16 protein-coding genes are annotated in these 15424 nt (G+C 72.8%); 6 read left to right on the top strand and 10 right to left on the bottom strand.

Features of this window, described 5'->3' with window-relative positions; all coding sequences use genetic code 11:
• Window positions 1-148 precede the first annotated feature (148 nt).
• The 3 genes from ACZ7MF_RS05330 to ACZ7MF_RS05320 are packed head-to-tail and all read left to right on the top strand — an operon-like array spanning window position 149 to window position 3220.
• Window positions 149-1453 (top strand): magnesium transporter MgtE N-terminal domain-containing protein, encoded by a 1305-nt coding sequence (locus ACZ7MF_RS05330; protein WP_356856537.1) that lies wholly within the window; start codon window positions 149-151, stop codon window positions 1451-1453.
• Entirely contained in the window at window positions 1443-2042 is a 600-nt protein-coding gene (locus ACZ7MF_RS05325; protein ID WP_471474626.1) for a DUF1003 domain-containing protein, read from the top strand. Before ACZ7MF_RS05330 ends, ACZ7MF_RS05325 begins: the two co-directional genes overlap by 11 nt.
• A gap of 44 nt (window positions 2043-2086) precedes the next feature.
• Complete coding sequence (locus ACZ7MF_RS05320) at window positions 2087-3220, top strand: Mrp/NBP35 family ATP-binding protein (protein WP_471474624.1); 1134 nt, start codon at window positions 2087-2089, stop codon at window positions 3218-3220.
• A 90-nt stretch (window positions 3221-3310) separates the two neighbouring features.
• Here ACZ7MF_RS05320 and ACZ7MF_RS05315 read toward each other — a convergent pair whose 3' ends face one another.
• The 5 genes from ACZ7MF_RS05315 to sigE all read right to left on the bottom strand — a co-directional run bounded on the left by ACZ7MF_RS05315 (window position 3311) and on the right by sigE (window position 8791).
• A complete protein-coding gene (locus ACZ7MF_RS05315; RefSeq protein WP_356856531.1) occupies window positions 3311-3982 on the bottom strand; it encodes a hypothetical protein in 672 nt (223 codons plus the stop codon).
• A gap of 232 nt (window positions 3983-4214) precedes the next feature.
• Entirely contained in the window at window positions 4215-4694 is a 480-nt protein-coding gene (locus ACZ7MF_RS05310; protein ID WP_471474623.1) for a sec-independent translocase, read from the bottom strand.
• Between the two features lie 146 nt (window positions 4695-4840).
• On the bottom strand, window positions 4841-6910 hold the full coding sequence (locus ACZ7MF_RS05305; RefSeq protein WP_471474622.1) for a S1C family serine protease: 2070 nt from the start codon (window positions 6908-6910) through the stop codon (window positions 4841-4843).
• A gap of 223 nt (window positions 6911-7133) precedes the next feature.
• Entirely contained in the window at window positions 7134-8123 is a 990-nt protein-coding gene (locus ACZ7MF_RS05300; RefSeq protein WP_471474621.1) for an anti-sigma factor family protein, read from the bottom strand.
• The gene (sigE, locus tag ACZ7MF_RS05295; protein WP_115744061.1) at window positions 8120-8791 is read right to left on the bottom strand and encodes an RNA polymerase sigma factor SigE; all 672 of its coding nucleotides are present in this window, start codon (window positions 8789-8791) and stop codon (window positions 8120-8122) included. The genes ACZ7MF_RS05300 and sigE overlap by 4 nt, the downstream gene beginning before the upstream one ends.
• A 247-nt stretch (window positions 8792-9038) precedes the next feature.
• Between sigE and ACZ7MF_RS05290 the strand changes: the two genes are divergently transcribed.
• A complete protein-coding gene (locus ACZ7MF_RS05290; protein ID WP_161337139.1) occupies window positions 9039-9737 on the top strand; it encodes an O-methyltransferase in 699 nt (232 codons plus the stop codon).
• 71 nt (window positions 9738-9808) lie between these two features.
• On the opposite strand, the gene ACZ7MF_RS05285 is transcribed toward ACZ7MF_RS05290, so the two are convergent.
• A complete protein-coding gene (locus tag ACZ7MF_RS05285; protein ID WP_003966491.1) occupies window positions 9809-9976 on the bottom strand; it encodes a DUF3117 domain-containing protein in 168 nt (55 codons plus the stop codon).
• 354 nt (window positions 9977-10330) lie between these two features.
• Between ACZ7MF_RS05285 and chcB the strand changes: the two genes are divergently transcribed.
• Entirely contained in the window at window positions 10331-11140 is an 810-nt protein-coding gene (gene chcB / locus ACZ7MF_RS05280) for a 2-cyclohexenylcarbonyl CoA isomerase (RefSeq protein WP_471475195.1), read from the top strand.
• 289 nt (window positions 11141-11429) lie between these two features.
• On the opposite strand, the gene ACZ7MF_RS05275 is transcribed toward chcB, so the two are convergent.
• Window positions 11430-12014, bottom strand: a complete 585-nt coding sequence (locus ACZ7MF_RS05275) for a DNA-3-methyladenine glycosylase I (RefSeq protein WP_471474620.1) — start codon at window positions 12012-12014, stop codon at window positions 11430-11432.
• The gene (locus ACZ7MF_RS05270; RefSeq protein ID WP_471474619.1) at window positions 12011-12370 is read right to left on the bottom strand and encodes a DivIVA domain-containing protein; all 360 of its coding nucleotides are present in this window, start codon (window positions 12368-12370) and stop codon (window positions 12011-12013) included. Before ACZ7MF_RS05270 ends, ACZ7MF_RS05275 begins: the two co-directional genes overlap by 4 nt.
• A 168-nt stretch (window positions 12371-12538) precedes the next feature.
• Between ACZ7MF_RS05270 and folP the strand changes: the two genes are divergently transcribed.
• A complete protein-coding gene (gene folP / locus ACZ7MF_RS05265) occupies window positions 12539-13399 on the top strand; it encodes a dihydropteroate synthase (protein WP_471474617.1) in 861 nt (286 codons plus the stop codon).
• Window positions 13400-13451: 52 nt separating this feature from the next.
• Here the strand turns inward: folP and ACZ7MF_RS05260 are convergent, their stop codons facing one another.
• A complete protein-coding gene (locus tag ACZ7MF_RS05260) occupies window positions 13452-14210 on the bottom strand; it encodes an LOG family protein (RefSeq protein ID WP_356856515.1) in 759 nt (252 codons plus the stop codon).
• Between the two features lie 117 nt (window positions 14211-14327).
• On the bottom strand, window positions 14328-15407 hold the full coding sequence (gene dapE, locus ACZ7MF_RS05255; protein WP_471474616.1) for a succinyl-diaminopimelate desuccinylase: 1080 nt from the start codon (window positions 15405-15407) through the stop codon (window positions 14328-14330).
• Window positions 15408-15424: the final 17 nt, after the last annotated feature.

The following is a 15424-nucleotide window of genomic DNA, read 5'->3' as shown; positions in this document are numbered from 1 at the left end:
GAGGCCGATCGGGACGGGCTAGCCTGAAGCGCGTGCGAGCGGGCAATTCGGAAAAGAGACACCGTACGAATCAGCTTTCACGCACTCTCACTCGACCTTCACGCACACTCGCCCGGCTCTGCGAAGCGTGAGGAAAGGAGCCGCGGCCATGGCAGCGGGCGCCCCCCGGATCTTCGTCTCCCACCTCTCCGGCATCGCCGTCTTCGACCCGGCCGGTGACCAGGTGGGGCGCGTCCGCGATCTGGTCGTCATGCTCCGTGTCGGCCGCAAACCTCCGCGCGTCCTCGGACTGGTCGTCGAACTCACCACCCGCCGCCGGATCTTCCTGCCCATGACCCGGGTCACCGGCATCGAGTCCGGCCAGGTGATCACCACCGGCGTCCTCAACGTCCGGCGGTTCGAGCAGCGGCCCACCGAACGCCTCGTCTTCGGCGAGCTGCTCGACCGGCGGGTCACGCTCACCGAGACGGGCGAGGAGGTCACGGTCCTCGACCTGTCGGTGCAGCAGTTGCCCGCCCGCCGGGACTGGGAGATCGACAAGGTCTTCGTCCGCAAGGGCCGGAAGGGCGGCGCCTTCCGCCGCAACAAGGGCGAGACGCTGACCGTGGAGTGGTCCGGCGTCTCCGGCTTCTCCGTCGAGGAGCAGGGGCAGGGCGCCGAGAACCTGCTGGCCACCTTCGAGCAGCTGCGCCCCGCCGACCTCGCCAACGTCCTGCACCACCTGTCCGCCAAGCGCCGCGCCGAGGTCGCCGCCGCCCTCGACGACGACCGCCTGGCCGACGTGCTGGAGGAGCTGCCGGAGGACGACCAGATCGAGATCCTCGGCAAGCTCAAGGAGGAGCGCGCCGCGGACGTCCTGGAGGCGATGGACCCCGACGACGCCGCCGACCTGCTCGGCGAGCTGCCCGAGGCGGACAAGGAACGGCTGCTGAGCCTGATGCAGCCCGACGACGCGGCCGACATGCGGCGCCTGATGGCGTACGAGGAGCACACGGCCGGCGGTCTGATGACGACCGAGCCGATCGTGCTGCGGCCGGACGCGACCGTCGCCGACGCCCTGGCCCGCATCCGCAACCCCGACCTGTCCCCGGCGCACGCCGCCCAGGTCTACGTCTGCCGCCCGCCGGAGGAGACCCCGACCGGCAAGTACCTGGGCACCGTGCACTTCCAGCGCCTGCTGCGCGACCCCCCGTACACGCTGGTCGGCTCGATCCTCGACGACGACCTGCAACCGCTGGAGCCGGACGCCGCGCTGCCCGTGGTCGCCGGGTTCTTCGCCGCGTACGACATGGTCGCGGCGCCCGTCGTCGACGACTCGGGGGCGCTGCTCGGCGCGGTCACCGTGGACGACGTACTGGACCACATGCTGCCCGACGACTGGCGGGAGACCGAGTACCACCTGGAGGAGACGACGGGGACGACGGCGGGGGAGGTGGGCGCCGATGGTGCCTGAGCGCGAGACGACGACCCGGGAGCGCGCGGCGTCGGGGGCCACCGCGTCCTCCCGGGCCCGGGCCCGTCTCGACCAGCCGCGTCCGCCGCGCCGCAGGCTGCTGCCCGAGTGGGACCCGGAGTCCTTCGGCCGGCTGTCGGAGCGCGTCGCGCGCTTCCTGGGCACCGGGCGGTTCATCGTCTGGATGACGGTCGTCATCATCCTGTGGGTGGTGTGGAACGTGTCCGCGCCGAGCGGCCTGCGCTTCGACGAGTACCCCTTCATCTTCCTGACGCTGATGCTGTCGCTCCAGGCTTCCTACGCCGCCCCGCTGATCCTGCTCGCGCAGAACCGGCAGGACGACCGGGACCGGGTCAACCTGGAGCAGGACCGCAAGCAGAACGAGCGGTCGATCGCCGACACCGAGTACCTGACCCGGGAGATCGCCGCCCTGCGCATCGGCCTCGGCGAGGTCGCCACGCGGGACTGGATCCGCTCCGAGCTCCAGGACCTCGTCAGGGACCTGGAGGAGCGGCAGAACGGCCACCACCCCGACCGTGGGGTATTCCCGGCGGATCGGTCGCCGGGGCGTGACGTACACGACCGCTGACGGGGCTTTCCGTGCCCCGTGGGCGGCGCCGTACCATCGACCCTATGGCTACGGAAGACGCGGTGCGCGAAGCACTGGCGACGGTGAACGACCCCGAGATCAACCGGCCCATCACCGAGCTGGGGATGGTCAAGTCGGTGGACATCGGCGCGGACGGAGCGGTCGCGGTCGCCGTGTACCTGACGGTCTCCGGCTGCCCCATGCGGGACACCATCACGCAGCGCGTGACGGACGCGGTGGCGGCGGTCGAGGGTGTCACGCGCGTCGACGTCGAGCTGGACGTGATGAGCGACGAGCAGCGCAAGGAGCTGGCCACCGCCCTGCGCGGCGGGCAGACCGAGCGCGAGGTGCCCTTCGCCAAGCCCGGCAGCCTGACCCGGGTGTACGCGGTCGCGTCCGGCAAGGGCGGCGTCGGCAAGTCCTCGGTGACGGTGAACCTGGCGGCCTCGATGGCGGCCGACGGTCTGAAGGTCGGTGTCGTCGACGCCGACATCTACGGCCACTCGGTGCCGCGCATGCTGGGCGCCGACGGGCGTCCCACCCAGGTCGAGAACATGATCATGCCGCCTTCGGCCAACGGCGTGAAGGTCATCTCGATCGGCATGTTCACCCCGGGCAACGCGCCGGTGGTCTGGCGCGGCCCGATGCTGCACCGCGCGCTCCAGCAGTTCCTGGCGGACGTGTACTGGGGCGACCTGGACGTCCTGCTGCTCGACCTGCCGCCCGGCACCGGCGACATCGCGATCTCGGTGGCGCAGCTGGTGCCGAACGCCGAGATCCTGGTCGTGACGACCCCTCAGCAGGCCGCCGCCGAGGTGGCGGAGCGGGCCGGCGCCATCGCCGTGCAGACCCACCAGAAGATCGTCGGCGTGGTGGAGAACATGTCCGGGCTGCCCTGCCCGCACTGCGGCGAGATGGTCGACGTCTTCGGCACCGGCGGCGGGCAGTCGGTCGCCGACGGCCTGACCCGTACGACCGGTGCGTCGGTGCCGGTCCTCGGCGCCATCCCGATCGACGTCCGGCTGCGCGAGGGCGGCGACGAGGGCAAGCCCGTCGTCCTGTCCGACCCGGACTCCCCGGCCGGCGCGGCCCTGCGCTCGATCGCGGGCAAGCTCGGAGGGCGGCAGCGGGGCCTTTCCGGGCTGTCGCTGGGGATCACGCCGAAGAACAAGTTCTGACGTTCCGTACGGGATACGCGTACGGAAGCAGGGGCGCTGTCCGTCGGACGGCGCCCCTCGTCGTACGCACGGCTGCGGGAGGGCCCCCGGCTAGGCGTACGCGGCGATGTCCTTGACCACGGCGAAGGCCAGCCCGTAGGCGCTCATGCCCCGCCCGTACGCGCCGAGGTGCACGCCCTGCTCGGTCGAACCGGCCAGCACCCAGCCGAACTCGGACTCCCGGTAGTGGAAGGGCGTCGGTACGCCGTCCACCGGCAGGGACAGCGTCGTCCAGTCCTCGCCGTCGAGGTCGTCCGCGAGGACCCACGCGGTCTCCGTCTGCTGTTCCAGCCAGTCGTCGCGCAGCGAGTGGTCCATCTGGCCGGGCCAGGTGAAGGACAGCAGCCCCACTCCGGCCAGCCAGGCCGCCGAGGACACCGAGGTGGCCTCCAGCAGGCCGGTGCCGTCGGCGCTGCGCCGGTCGGGGTTGGCCGCGACGGTCACGACGACCGCGAACTTCTCCTTGGCGTCCTGCTCGTCGCCCGCCACATGCTCGTTGCGCACCGACGGTTCGTCGCCGTGCCCGATCGAGCCGTGTTCCACGGCCCCGTCGGCCGCCGTACCGATCTGCATCAGTCGGCGCCGCCCCGTGAAGGCCTCGTCGAGGCCGTACCACGGGAAGGGCGCACGCAGGTAGCCGTCGACCGTACGCCGGCCGGAGGGGGACTGTGGTCCGCCCTCCGCGGCCGGCGTCTGCGCGACTGCCCGACTCGTCGTCTCCATGTGCCCGGACGCCTCCTCGCTCTCGTCGGACCGGAACGGCCCGCCCCCCTTCGGGCGCACTCGTCCGGTCCGCACAACAACTCGGGCAGCATAGCCACCCCACTGGCGGCAGCCGGGAAATCGCCCGGCGCGTGAGCCGCGCGGGCGTCGCCTTCGGGGCCTGTGCGCCCCGTCCGGAGTATGAGACACGTCACGTTCCCGGCCCGCGGGCCGGGCGCGTGGTGGGCCAGGGTCAGGTGGCGTCCATGTCGAACGGCGGGCGGTCGTCGGCGGCGGGCTTGTCGGTCTTCCCGGGCTGCTCGGGCTTCTTCGACATGTCGACGCGGCCGCTGCCGGACGCGGCGGACGACGACCCCGAGGACGACGATCCGGAGGACGACGGCTCCGGGTCGCGGCCGTGGACCGCGTCGGTGACCTCGGCCATCTCCTTCTTCAGGTCGAAGCCGTTGCGGAGCTCCTTGAGCCCCAGCTCGTCGTTGTCCAACTGCTTGCGGATGAACGTCTTGGGGTTGAGGTCCTCGAACTCGAAGTCCTTGAACTCGGGGCCCAGCTCCTGACGGATGTCCTGCTTGGCGCTGTCCGAGAACTCCCGGATCTTCCGGATGGTGCGCGTCACGTCCTGGATGACCTTGGGGAGCTTGTCCGGACCGAAGACGAGCACGGCGAGGACGACGAGCGTCACCAGCTCTAGTGCGCCTATGTCATTGAACACCTGAAGCTCCTTGGGATGTCCGGGCCGCCACCACGGTACCCGCCGACCCCGTCCGACCGGTACCGTCCCGTGAGCCCCGAGTGGGTGTACGTGAGCGCTTTCCGAATTGTTTGCCTTCCTGGCGCCTTGTCGGGACCTTCCGGCGGTCAGTCGCCGCCGGAGGAGCCGAGCACCAGTGAGACCTTCGTCTCCTTGCCGTCGCGTTCCAGGGTCAGTTCCAGGCGGTCGCCGGGGCGGTGGGCGCGGGTCTTGACGATGAGTTCCTCGCCGGAGTGCACGCGCTGTCCGTCGACCGCGGTGATCACGTCCCCGGGCTTGATGCCCGCCTTCGCGCCGGGGCCGCCGGTGGTGACCGCGGGTCCGCCGTCGCTGCCCTTGGCACTCACGCGGGCGCCGTCACCCGTGTAGTTCATGTCGAGGGTGATGCCGATGACCGGGTGGGCGGCCTTGCCGGTGTTGATCAGTTCCTCGGCGACGCGCTTGCCCTGGTTGATGGGGATGGCGAAACCGAGGCCTATCGAACCGGACTGCGCGTCGTCCGACTCGGCGCTGCCGCTGTCGGCGGAGCGGATGGCGGAGTTGATGCCGATGGCCCGGCCTCGCGCGTCCAGGAGGGGGCCGCCGGAGTTGCCGGGGTTGATGGGCGCGTCGGTCTGCAGGGCGTCGACGTACGAGATGTCGCTGCCGTCGCCCTCCTCGCCGCCCGCGGTGATGGGCCGTTCCTTGGCGCTGATGATGCCGGAGGTGACCGTGCCGGCCAGGTCGAAGGGGGCGCCGATGGCGACGACGGGGTCGCCGACGCGGACGTTGTCGGAGTTGCCGAGGGGCAGGGGGGTGAGGCCGCTGACGCCCTTGACCTTCACCACGGCGAGGTCGTACCCGCTGTCCCGGCCGACGACCTCGGCCTCGGCGGTGTCGCCGCTGTTGAAGGTCACGGTGATCTCGCCGCCGGAGCCGGCGGGCTCCACGACGTGGTTGTTGGTCAGGATGTGGCCGCGGTCGTCGAGTACGAACCCGGTGCCGGTGCCCGCCGCCTCGCTGCCGCTCACGTGCAGGGTCACCACGCTGGGCAGGGCACGCGCGGCGATGCCCGCGACGCTGTCCGGGTCCCGCTCGGCCGCCTCGGGTCCGGCCTGGGGCAGCTCGACGGTCCCCACGCCGCCGTTCCGTTCCAGGTACGCGCCCACGCCGCCGCCGATGCCGCCGGAGACCAGGGCGATGAGCAGCGCCCCGCCGACGAGTGCCTTCGTGCGCGGCCCGCGTCGCCGCTTCGGCGCTCGGTCGGCCGCGTCGTGGTGCTGGGCGGAGGCGGCCCAGGGGTCGTAACGCCCCCACGGATCGGCGGCCGCTTCGGCGCCGGGCGGCGGGGCCGTCGGGCCCGCCCAGGGGTCGGGCGCCGTCGTCGGCGACGGGGCGGAGGGCGGGGCGGGCGCGGCCGCGGGCGGGGCCGCGTCGTGGGGCGCCGTGTCGTACGCCGGGGCGGCCGCCGCCGGATGCTGCTCCTGTGCCGTCCGCGGCACCGGAGGCGGGGCATCCGCGAACGCGGGGTCGGGCACCGCGCCCGGAGGCGGAGACACCGACGACGCGCTCGGGTGCGGCACCTGGGCGTGCGGGCCCTCCGTCGCGGGCGGGACGGGGGCGTGCGGCGCCGTCGCCGTCACCGTGCCGTGCGCCGGGGTGGCCGCGGGGTGCTGGACCGGCGGTGCGGGGGCCCAGGGGCCGGGCTCACCGTACGGCGGGGTGCTGTACGGGTCGGGTTCGTGCAGCGGCTTGGGCCGCTCGGCGTCGGGCGTGCCGTCGCCGGCCGGAGCGGAACCGGTCCCCGCGTGGGACCGCGACCCCGCGTCCACCACCGGGGCGCCCTGCCGGTCCTCCTGCCGGGGCAGACCGGCATCCGTCGGCGGACCGGCAGGAAGCCCGTCCTGCCGTGGTCCGCCGGCCTCCGCCGGCTCGGAGGCGTCGGCGCCCGGCTGCCGGTGTGCGCCCGGAGGCAGGTCCAGCTCGTAGTCGCCCGCGTCGGTCGCGCGGGGGGTCGCCGCCGCCGGGCGGGCCAGCTCGAAGTCGCCCCCGTCGGTCGCCCGGTCGTCGGTGGCCGTGCCCGTGCCCGTGGTGGGGGCCGGGCGAGGGCGTTCCAGTTCGAAGTCGCCGTCGGGTGCGTCCTCGGACGAGCGGGGACGACTCCACCACTTGGCCTTCGTGGGCTTCCCCTCGTTCATGTTCTCCCCTGCAGCTGGCCGCAGATCGTCGGCTCCCAGGTCCTGTCGTCCCCTTCCCGTCGTCCCCCCGAAGGGCGGGCCCGGCGGAGTCAGGTGCGTGGCTCTCGGTGCAGCGAGAGTACGTGCATGGCGTCGCCGGGCAGGCGGGAACGTGACGACAGGGCCTGGGGCTCTGGCGCCACTCCGGATTCAATCAGGTTCCCGGACCGGCGCGCAGATCCCGTCAGCGAACCGGAGGGTAGGAGGCGGCCGGGGAAGCCGCCGGGTAGGGGGACGGGGCGGGGTCGGGGGCGGCGAGCAGGCCGGGCGGCCTGACCTCGGGCGCCGCCGACCAGGAGCTCAGGGAGAGCGGCGGAACGGCTTCCAGCGGACGTATCAGCGGGGACATGGCGGCGGCACCGGCCGTCACCGGAGTGGTCAGCGCCCGGACCGCCTGCTGCCGTGCGTCACCCCCGGCGGGGGACGGCATCCCGGGCAGCAGTGGCGCCGAGGCCGTGGTGGAGGCGACGGGGAGGTCACCGAGCCCGCGCTGCCCCTGCCCGAGCAGCGGACCGCCGGTGCGGCGGCGCTGGCTCTCGGAACCGGTGGCCGCGGCCGAGCCCGGGGTGCGCAGCGGCGTCACATTGCTGCCGCTGCCCGAGCCGCGTGCCTCGGTGGTGGTGTCCGGGGTGCCGAGGGTGACGCCGCCCAGCGCGATCGCGGCCAGCGACACCGCTCCGGCGGCGGCGAAGGCGAACCGCAGGCTGCGCGAGGCCGAACGGTCGGACTCCGGCCTGCCCACCTCGTGGATGCGGAAGCCGCGCCCCGACGTGGCGGACGGCAGCACCGGGGCGTGCGACCCGGCGGGGACGTAGTCGAACTCGAACCGCTCGCCCCGCCCCGGGCCGAGGACACCGGAGGCCGCGGACGCGCCGAAGCCTCCGGGCAGCCCGCTGAACGGCGAACCGCCACCGTCGGAGTCACCGCCGCCGGGAAGCCCCTGGAGGCGGGCCAGGAAGCTCTCGGACGGCGCCGGGGGGGCCGCTTCCGCGAAGACGTTCTTCAACCGGCGCTGGGCGTCGACCTCCGCCTTGCACTTCGGGCAGGTCGCCACATGCGCCAGCACGCGCTCACGCGCGTCATGACCGAGCTCTCCGTCCACCAGGGCGGAGAGTCGGTCTCCCAGGTGCTGCTCTGCGAGGTGTCCCTCGGACTCAGGCCGTGACCCACTCACGCGCTCGTGCCCCCTCCTCCCAGTGCGGGCACACCGGCCGCGAACGAGCGACGGTCGGCCCGCGCCTTCGGGGACCGGTGCGCGAGGGCCTTGCGCAGCTGCGAACGGCCGCGGTGGATGCGGGAGCGCACGGTGCCCAGCTTGACGCCGAGGGTCGCGGCGATCTCCTCGTACGACAGCCCTTCGATGTCGCACAGGACGACGGCGGCGCGGAACTCGGGCGCGAGAGTGTCCAACGCCTGCTGGACGTCCGCGTCGAAGTGGGCGTCGTGGAAGAGCTGCTGCGGGGTGGGCTCCCTGCTGGGCAGCCGCTCGGCCGCGTCGTCGCCCAGCGCGTCGAACCGGATGCGCTGCTTGCGGCGGACCATGTCCAGGAAGAGATTGGTCGTGATGCGGTGCAGCCAGCCCTCGAAGGTGCCCGGCGTGTAGGTCGACAGGGAGCGGAAGACACGGACGAAGACCTCTTGGGTGAGGTCCTCGGCATCGTGCTGGTTGCCCGTGAGGCGGTAGGCGAGGCGGTAGACCCGGCCGCTGTGGGTGCTGACGATCTCCTCCCAGGTGGGCGGAGTCCACGCCTGCCCGTCCGCGTCGCTGGAGAAGGTCGCGGTCTGGGCGTGTCCCGTGGTGGGACCGTCGGCGTGGCTGTGGTCAGCAGCGGTGTCGTTCACGGATTTCGGCCTGCCTGCCGATCCGAGGAAGCGCCTCAGCACTCCACCCCGATCCGCGGGTGCGGCCGCACCTCCCCTGTCGGCTCTGGTGGTGTCCAGTGGAGCCCCTACCATAGCCACCTCGCCCGTTAGCTCCGGATAAGCGGTTTTACGAGAATTTGATCTGCGCCGGTACGGCTCGTCCCCGGCCCGCTCGATCGCCTCTTCGGCACCGCCTCTTTGCTTCCCCCTTTAAACGACTGGTCCCATCTGCGGGTTCCCGACGCCAACGGATACAGTCACGCCGAGGCAACGACGGGGACAGGAGAGGGCCATTACCGGCAACCGGCAGACGAGCTGGGCGTTCGCCGACGCCTATGTCGCCGAGGACGACGCGCTGCTCTGGGCACGCGACCGGGCCCGCGAGGCGGGCCTGCGCTCGGTGACCCCGGGCACGGGATCCGCCCTGGGGTTGCTCGCCGCCGCCGTGGACGCCAAGGCCGTCGCGGAGATCGGCACCGGCTGCGGCGTCTCCGGTATCCATCTGCTGCACGGCATGCGGCCGGACGGGGTACTGACCACCGTCGACCCGGAGCCGGAGCACCAGCAGTTCGCCCGCCAGGCCTTCCGGGCCGCGGGCTTCGCCAGCAACCGGGCCCGGTTCATTCCCGGGCGCGCCCTGGACGTGCTGCCCCGGCTCGCGGACGCCGGATACGACCTGGTCTTCTGCGACGGCGACCGTCTGGAGTACCTGGACTACCTCGCTGAATCGTTGCGCCTGCTGCGCCCCGGGGGTCTCGTCGCCTTCGAGGGCGTCTTCGGCGCCGGGCGCACGATCGACTCGGGACCGCAGCCCACCGAGGTGCTGCGGGTGCGGGAACTGCTGCGCGCGGTGCGGGAGAGCCAGGAACTGGTGCCGTCACTGCTCCCGGTGGGCGACGGACTGCTGTGCGCCGTGAAGCGCTGACCCCGGGAGAACAATCACCCCGGCACCGCGAACGGTACCGGGGCGACTGAACGGGTATGGTCGCTCGCGCGTCAGCCGACGACCTTCTTGAGTGCGTCGCCGAGCGCGTCGGCCTCATCGGGGGTCAGCTCGACGACGAGCCGCCCGCCGCCTTCGAGCGGAACGCGCATGACGATGCCCCGCCCCTCCTTGGTCACCTCGAGCGGGCCATCGCCCGTCCGCGGCTTCATGGCCGCCATGCTCGTTCCCCTTCCTGATACCAGCTCACCGTCACCGCCGACGGCCCGTGAGGGCACGCGCAGTCCGGCATGGACGCGCGACACCGGCATCGAACACATTGCTTCCCAGCCATTATCCCGCATCCCAGGACCCGATGACCAACATCGGTCGGCATCGCTTGGGCAACGCGCGCGATCAAAACCACTCAATTCGGCGATGTGACTGCGATACTGCGCGCCCTCACCCACTTCCACCGAATGGATACGGACCGGATTTCTTTGACGCAGGTCACACCTCACGAGCGATCCGTTCCCGGTGATCTCCGTCATGCTGTCTCCCGGACACATGCCACTGCATGCCACGACGCGGAGGGGATCTCCATGGCCGACACCGTGCTCTACGAAGTGAGCGACGGGCTCGCGACGATCACGCTGAACCGCCCCGAGGCGATGAACGCGCTGAACATCGAGACCAAGGTCGCCCTCCGGGACGCGGTGCGCTCCGCGGCGGCGGACGACGCCGTACGGGCGGTGCTGCTGACCGCGGCCGGGGACCGGGCGTTCTGTGTCGGCCAGGACCTCAAGGAGCACATCGGGCTGCTGGCCGCCGACCGGGAGACCGGCTCGGGGCAGACGATGAGCACGGTGCGCGAGCACTACAACCCGATCGTCCGGGCGCTCGCCGGCGCCGAGAAGCCGGTGGTCGCCGCGGTGAACGGCGTGGCGGCCGGAGCGGGGCTCGGTTTCGCGCTCGCCGCGGACTACCGGATCGTCGCGGACACGGCGGCGTTCAACACGTCCTTCGCGGGCGTGGCGCTCACCGCGGACTCCGGCATCTCCTGGACGCTGCCGCGCGTCGTCGGCCCCGGCCGCGCCGCCGACCTGCTGCTCTTCCCGCGCAGCATCCGCGCGCAGGAGGCGTACGAGCTGGGCATCGCGACCCGGGTCGTCCCCGCCGCCGATCTGCGCGCCGAGGCCGAGAAGACGGCGCGGGCGCTCGCCGAGGGGCCGACGGTGGCGTACGCGGCGATGAAGGAGGCGATGGCGTACGGGCTGACGCACTCGCTGTCCGAGACGCTGGACAAGGAGGACGAGCTGCAGTCGCGGGCGGGCGCCTCCGAGGACCACGCGATCGCGGTGCGGGCGTTCGTCGAGAAGGAGAAGCCGAAGTACCTGGGCCGGTAGACGAACACCGGCAGGCATGCGCCGCCGTCCGCCGCCTGGCGACCGGTGACAGGCCGCGGGCGGCCGGTGACGTCGACAAGCGTCCCGCCGGCACACGGCTGACGGCCGAGGACGGGCGGCAAGCAGCCCGGCAGCTGACAGCGGGCCGCCGGTGAGGCCGCCCGTGACCGGTGACGACGACAGACGGTCCGGTGACAGGCCACCCACGGCGGCTGGCAGGCGGGCGGGTGACAGGGCGTCGGTGGCAGGCGGCTGGGCGGCGGGTGGTCGGTGCGAGGGGGTCGGCGGCTCAGGGTCTGCGGGCCACGCACGCTGCCAGGTGGTCGTCGACCAGTCCGCACGCCTGCATCATCGCGTACGCCGTCGTCGGGCCGACGAAGCGCAGGCCCCGCTTCTTCAGGGCCTTGGACAGCGCCGTGGACTCCGGGGTCACGGCCGGGACCTCGGTGAGGGTCTTCGGAGCCGGTCGTCCGGCCGGGTCCGGGGCGTGCGACCAGATCAGCTCGTCCAGGTCGCCGGGGGTCCACTCGGCCAGCACGCGCGCGTTGGCGAGGGTCGCGTCGATCTTGGCGCGGTTGCGGATGATGCCGGTGTCGGCGAGCAGGCGCTCGCGGTCGGTGTCGGTGAAGGCCGCGACCTTGGCGATCTCGAAGCCGGCGAAGGCGCCGCGGAAGCCGGTGCGGCGGCGCAGGATGGTGATCCAGGACAGGCCGGACTGGAAGGCCTCCAGGCTGAGCCGCTCGTACAGCGCGTCGTCGCCGTGGACCGGGCGGCCCCACTCGTCGTCGTGGTACGTGACGTAGTCCGCGGTGGACAGCGCCCAGGGGCAGCGCAGCGCGCCGTCCGGGCCCGCGACGGCCTCCCCGGCGCTCACTGCTGCTCCCCCTGGGCCGGCTTGTCCATGACGACGTGGCGGTGGGCCGCCGCGGCCCGGGCGCCCGCCAGCGCGGACTCCAGGTCGGCGATCCGGGCCTCGCGCTCGGCCAGCTCGGCGCCGAGGCGGCTGAGGGCGTCGTCGACGTCGGCCATGCGGTAGCCGCGGACCACGAGCGGGAAGCGCAGCCGCTCCACGTCCCCGCGGCCCACTGGACGGTCCGGAGGCAGCGCGTCCCTCACCCGTTCGGGTGCGGCGTCGGGCAGCGGCCCGCTCTCGCCGCCGCCCACCACGGCGAGCGTCACCGCGGCCACGACGACGGCCAGCGCGATGACGAGGAACAGGAACATGACCATCGCTGGGCCCCCATGGTCGGGTCGGCGTCGGTTGTGCCGGAGTCGGTTGTGTCGGGTCCGATCGTGCCATGCGAGTCTGACAGCCGGGGCCGCGGTGGTCGAAGGGCCGCCCGCCCGGGGTCGAGAGCGGCACGAGAGAACGGTGTGGACGAGGAGATGTCACAGGGGATGCTCAGGCTGGGCAGGCGCGAATTCGCGGCGCACGAGCCGGTGATCATGGCGATCGTGAACCGGACCCCGGACTCCTTCTACGACCGGGGGGCGACCTTCGGCGACGAGCCCGCCCTCGCGCGCGTGGAGCAGGCCGTGGCCGAGGGCGCCGCGATCATCGACGTCGGCGGGGTGAAGGCCGGTCCGGGGGACGAGGTGTCGGCCGCGGAGGAGGCACGGCGGACGGTGGGGTTCGTCGCGGAGGTACGGCGGCGGTTCCCGGACGTCGTGATCAGCGTGGACACCTGGCGGCACGAGGTCGGCGAGGCCGTGTGCGAGGCCGGGGCGGACCTGCTGAACGACGCGTGGGGCGGCGTCGACCCGAAGCTCGCGGAGGTCGCGGCCCGGTACGGGGTGGGGCTGGTGTGCACGCACGCGGGCGGCGCCGAGCCGCGGACGCGGCCGCACCGGGTGACGTACGAGGACGTCATGGCGGACATCCTCCAGGTGACCCTGGGGCTGGCCGAGCGGGCGGTGGGGCTGGGGGTGCCGCGGGAGTCGGTGCTGATCGACCCCGGGCACGACTTCGGGAAGAACACCCGGCACAGCCTGGAGGCGACGCGGCGGCTCGGGGAGATGGTGGAGACGGGATGGCCGGTGCTGGTGTCCCTGTCCAACAAGGACTTCGTCGGGGAGACGCTGGACCGGCCGGTGAAGGAACGGCTGATCGGCACGCTGGCGACGACCGCGGTCTCGGCGTGGCTGGGGGCCCAGGTCTACCGGGTGCACGAGGTGGCGGAGACCCGGCAGGTGCTGGACATGGTGGCGGCGATCGCCGGGCACCGGGAGCCGGCGGTGGCCCGGCGGGGGCTGGCCTAGGGCTTCGGCGGGGGTCGGCCCGGGGCTCGCCCCCCGCTCGTGACCGGCCGCGTTACCGGCCCGCCTCCTTGGAGACCAGGGCGACCGCCTCGTCCACGTCGTCGGTGACGTGGAAGAGCATGAGGTCCTTCTCCGCGGCCTTGCCCTGGGCCACCAGGGTGCCGCGGAGCCAGTCCACCAGGCCGCCCCAGTACTCCGAGCCGAACAGGACGATGGGGAAGCGGGTCACCTTCTGGGTCTGCACCAGGGTGAGGGCCTCGAAGAGTTCGTCCAGGGTGCCGAGGCCGCCGGGCAGCACGACGAAGCCCTGCGCGTACTTCACGAACATCATCTTGCGGACGAAGAAGTAGCGGAAGTTCAGGCCGATGTCGACGTAGGGGTTGAGCCCCTGCTCGAAGGGCAGCTCGATGCCCAGGCCGACCGACGTGCCCTTCGCCTCCAGGGCGCCCTTGTTGGCCGCCTCCATGGCGCCGGGGCCACCGCCGGTGATGACGGCGAAGCCCGCCTCCACCAGGCCGCGGCCCAGCCGCACGCCCGCCTCGTACTCCGGTGAGTCCACGGCCGTCCGGGCGGAGCCGAAGACGCTGATGGCAGGCGGCAGTTCGGCCAGCGTGCCGAAGCCCTCGATGAACTCCGACTGGATGCGCAGGACGCGCCAGGGGTCGGTGTGGACCCAGTCCGTCGGAGCACGCTCGTCCAGCAGGCGCTGGTCCGTGGTGCTCTCCTGGACCTGGTCCCGTCGCCGGAGGACGGGGCCCAGGCGCTGCTCCTCCGGTGGCCGCTTCTTGCCCTCGGGGTTGCCGGTAGCCATGCGCGCTCCCTCCAATTGCGGGTTCTTCCACCTCAGCGTAGATCTACGCGGGTTACGTACGAGGGACCTCAGCATGTCCGCCACGCAGCGGCACAAACCCGCCGCGGCCGCCGTGGATCACGCCGTCAGCCAGGAGCGCAGGCGCTCCTCCCCCGCGAGGATCTTCGCCACCTCGACCCGCTCGTCGCGCTTGTGCGCCAAGTGCGGGTTGCCGGGGCCGTAGTTGACCGCCGGGACGCCGAGCGCCGAGAAGCGGGACACGTCCGTCCAGCCGTACTTCGGCTGCGGGGTGCCGCCCACCGCCTCGATGAAGGCCGCCGCGGCCGGGTGGGACAGGCCGGGCAGGGCCGCGCCGCTGTGGTCGTCGACCACGAAGTCCGTCACCCCGCAGCCGTCGAAGACCTCGCGCACGTGGGCGAGGGCCTCCTCGGGACTGCGGTCCGGGGCGTAGCGGAAGTTGACGGTGACCACGCACTCGTCGGGGATGACGTTGCCGGCCACCCCGCCCGTGATGCCGACCGCGTTGAGGCCCTCGCGGTACTCCAGGCCGTCGATGACCGGGTAGCGGGGCTCGTACGCCGCGAGGCGCGCGAGGATCGGGGCGGCGGCGTGGATGGCGTTGGAGCCCATCCAGGAACGCGCCGAGTGCGCCCGCTCCCCCGCCGTCTTCAGCAGCACCCGCAGGGTGCCCTGGCAGCCGCCCTCCACCTGGCCGTCGGACGGTTCGAGGAGCACCGCGAAGTCGCCCTCCAGCCACTCGGGGTGGGCCTCGGCGACGTGCTTCAGGCCGTTCAGCTCGGCGGCGACCTCCTCGTTGTCGTAGAAGACGAAGGTCAGGTCGCGGTTGGGGGCGGGGACGGTGGCCGCGATGCGCAGCTGGACCGCGACGCCCGCCTTCATGTCGCAGGTGCCGCAGCCCCACAGGACGCCGTCCTCGTCCAGGCGGGAGGGGACGTTGTCCGCGATCGGCACGGTGTCGATGTGGCCGGCCAGGATCACGCGCTCCGGCCGGCCCAGGTCCGTGCGGGCCACGACGTTGTTGCCGTACCGCTCGACCGACAGGTGGGGCAGGGACCGCAGGGCGCCCTCGACCGCGTCCGCCAGGGGCTTCTCGGTGCCGCTCTCGGACGGGAAGTCGACGAGCCGCGCGGTAAGCTCCGCGGCGTCCAGCGTGAGGTCAAGCGGGGTATCGGCCATGGCCCCGACCCTAGCGC

It is taken from the genome of Streptomyces sp. NPDC111628 (assembly GCF_055635195.1).
The sequence above is the reverse complement of the archived record's forward strand: the minus strand, read 5'-3'. Positions and strand labels throughout refer to the sequence as shown.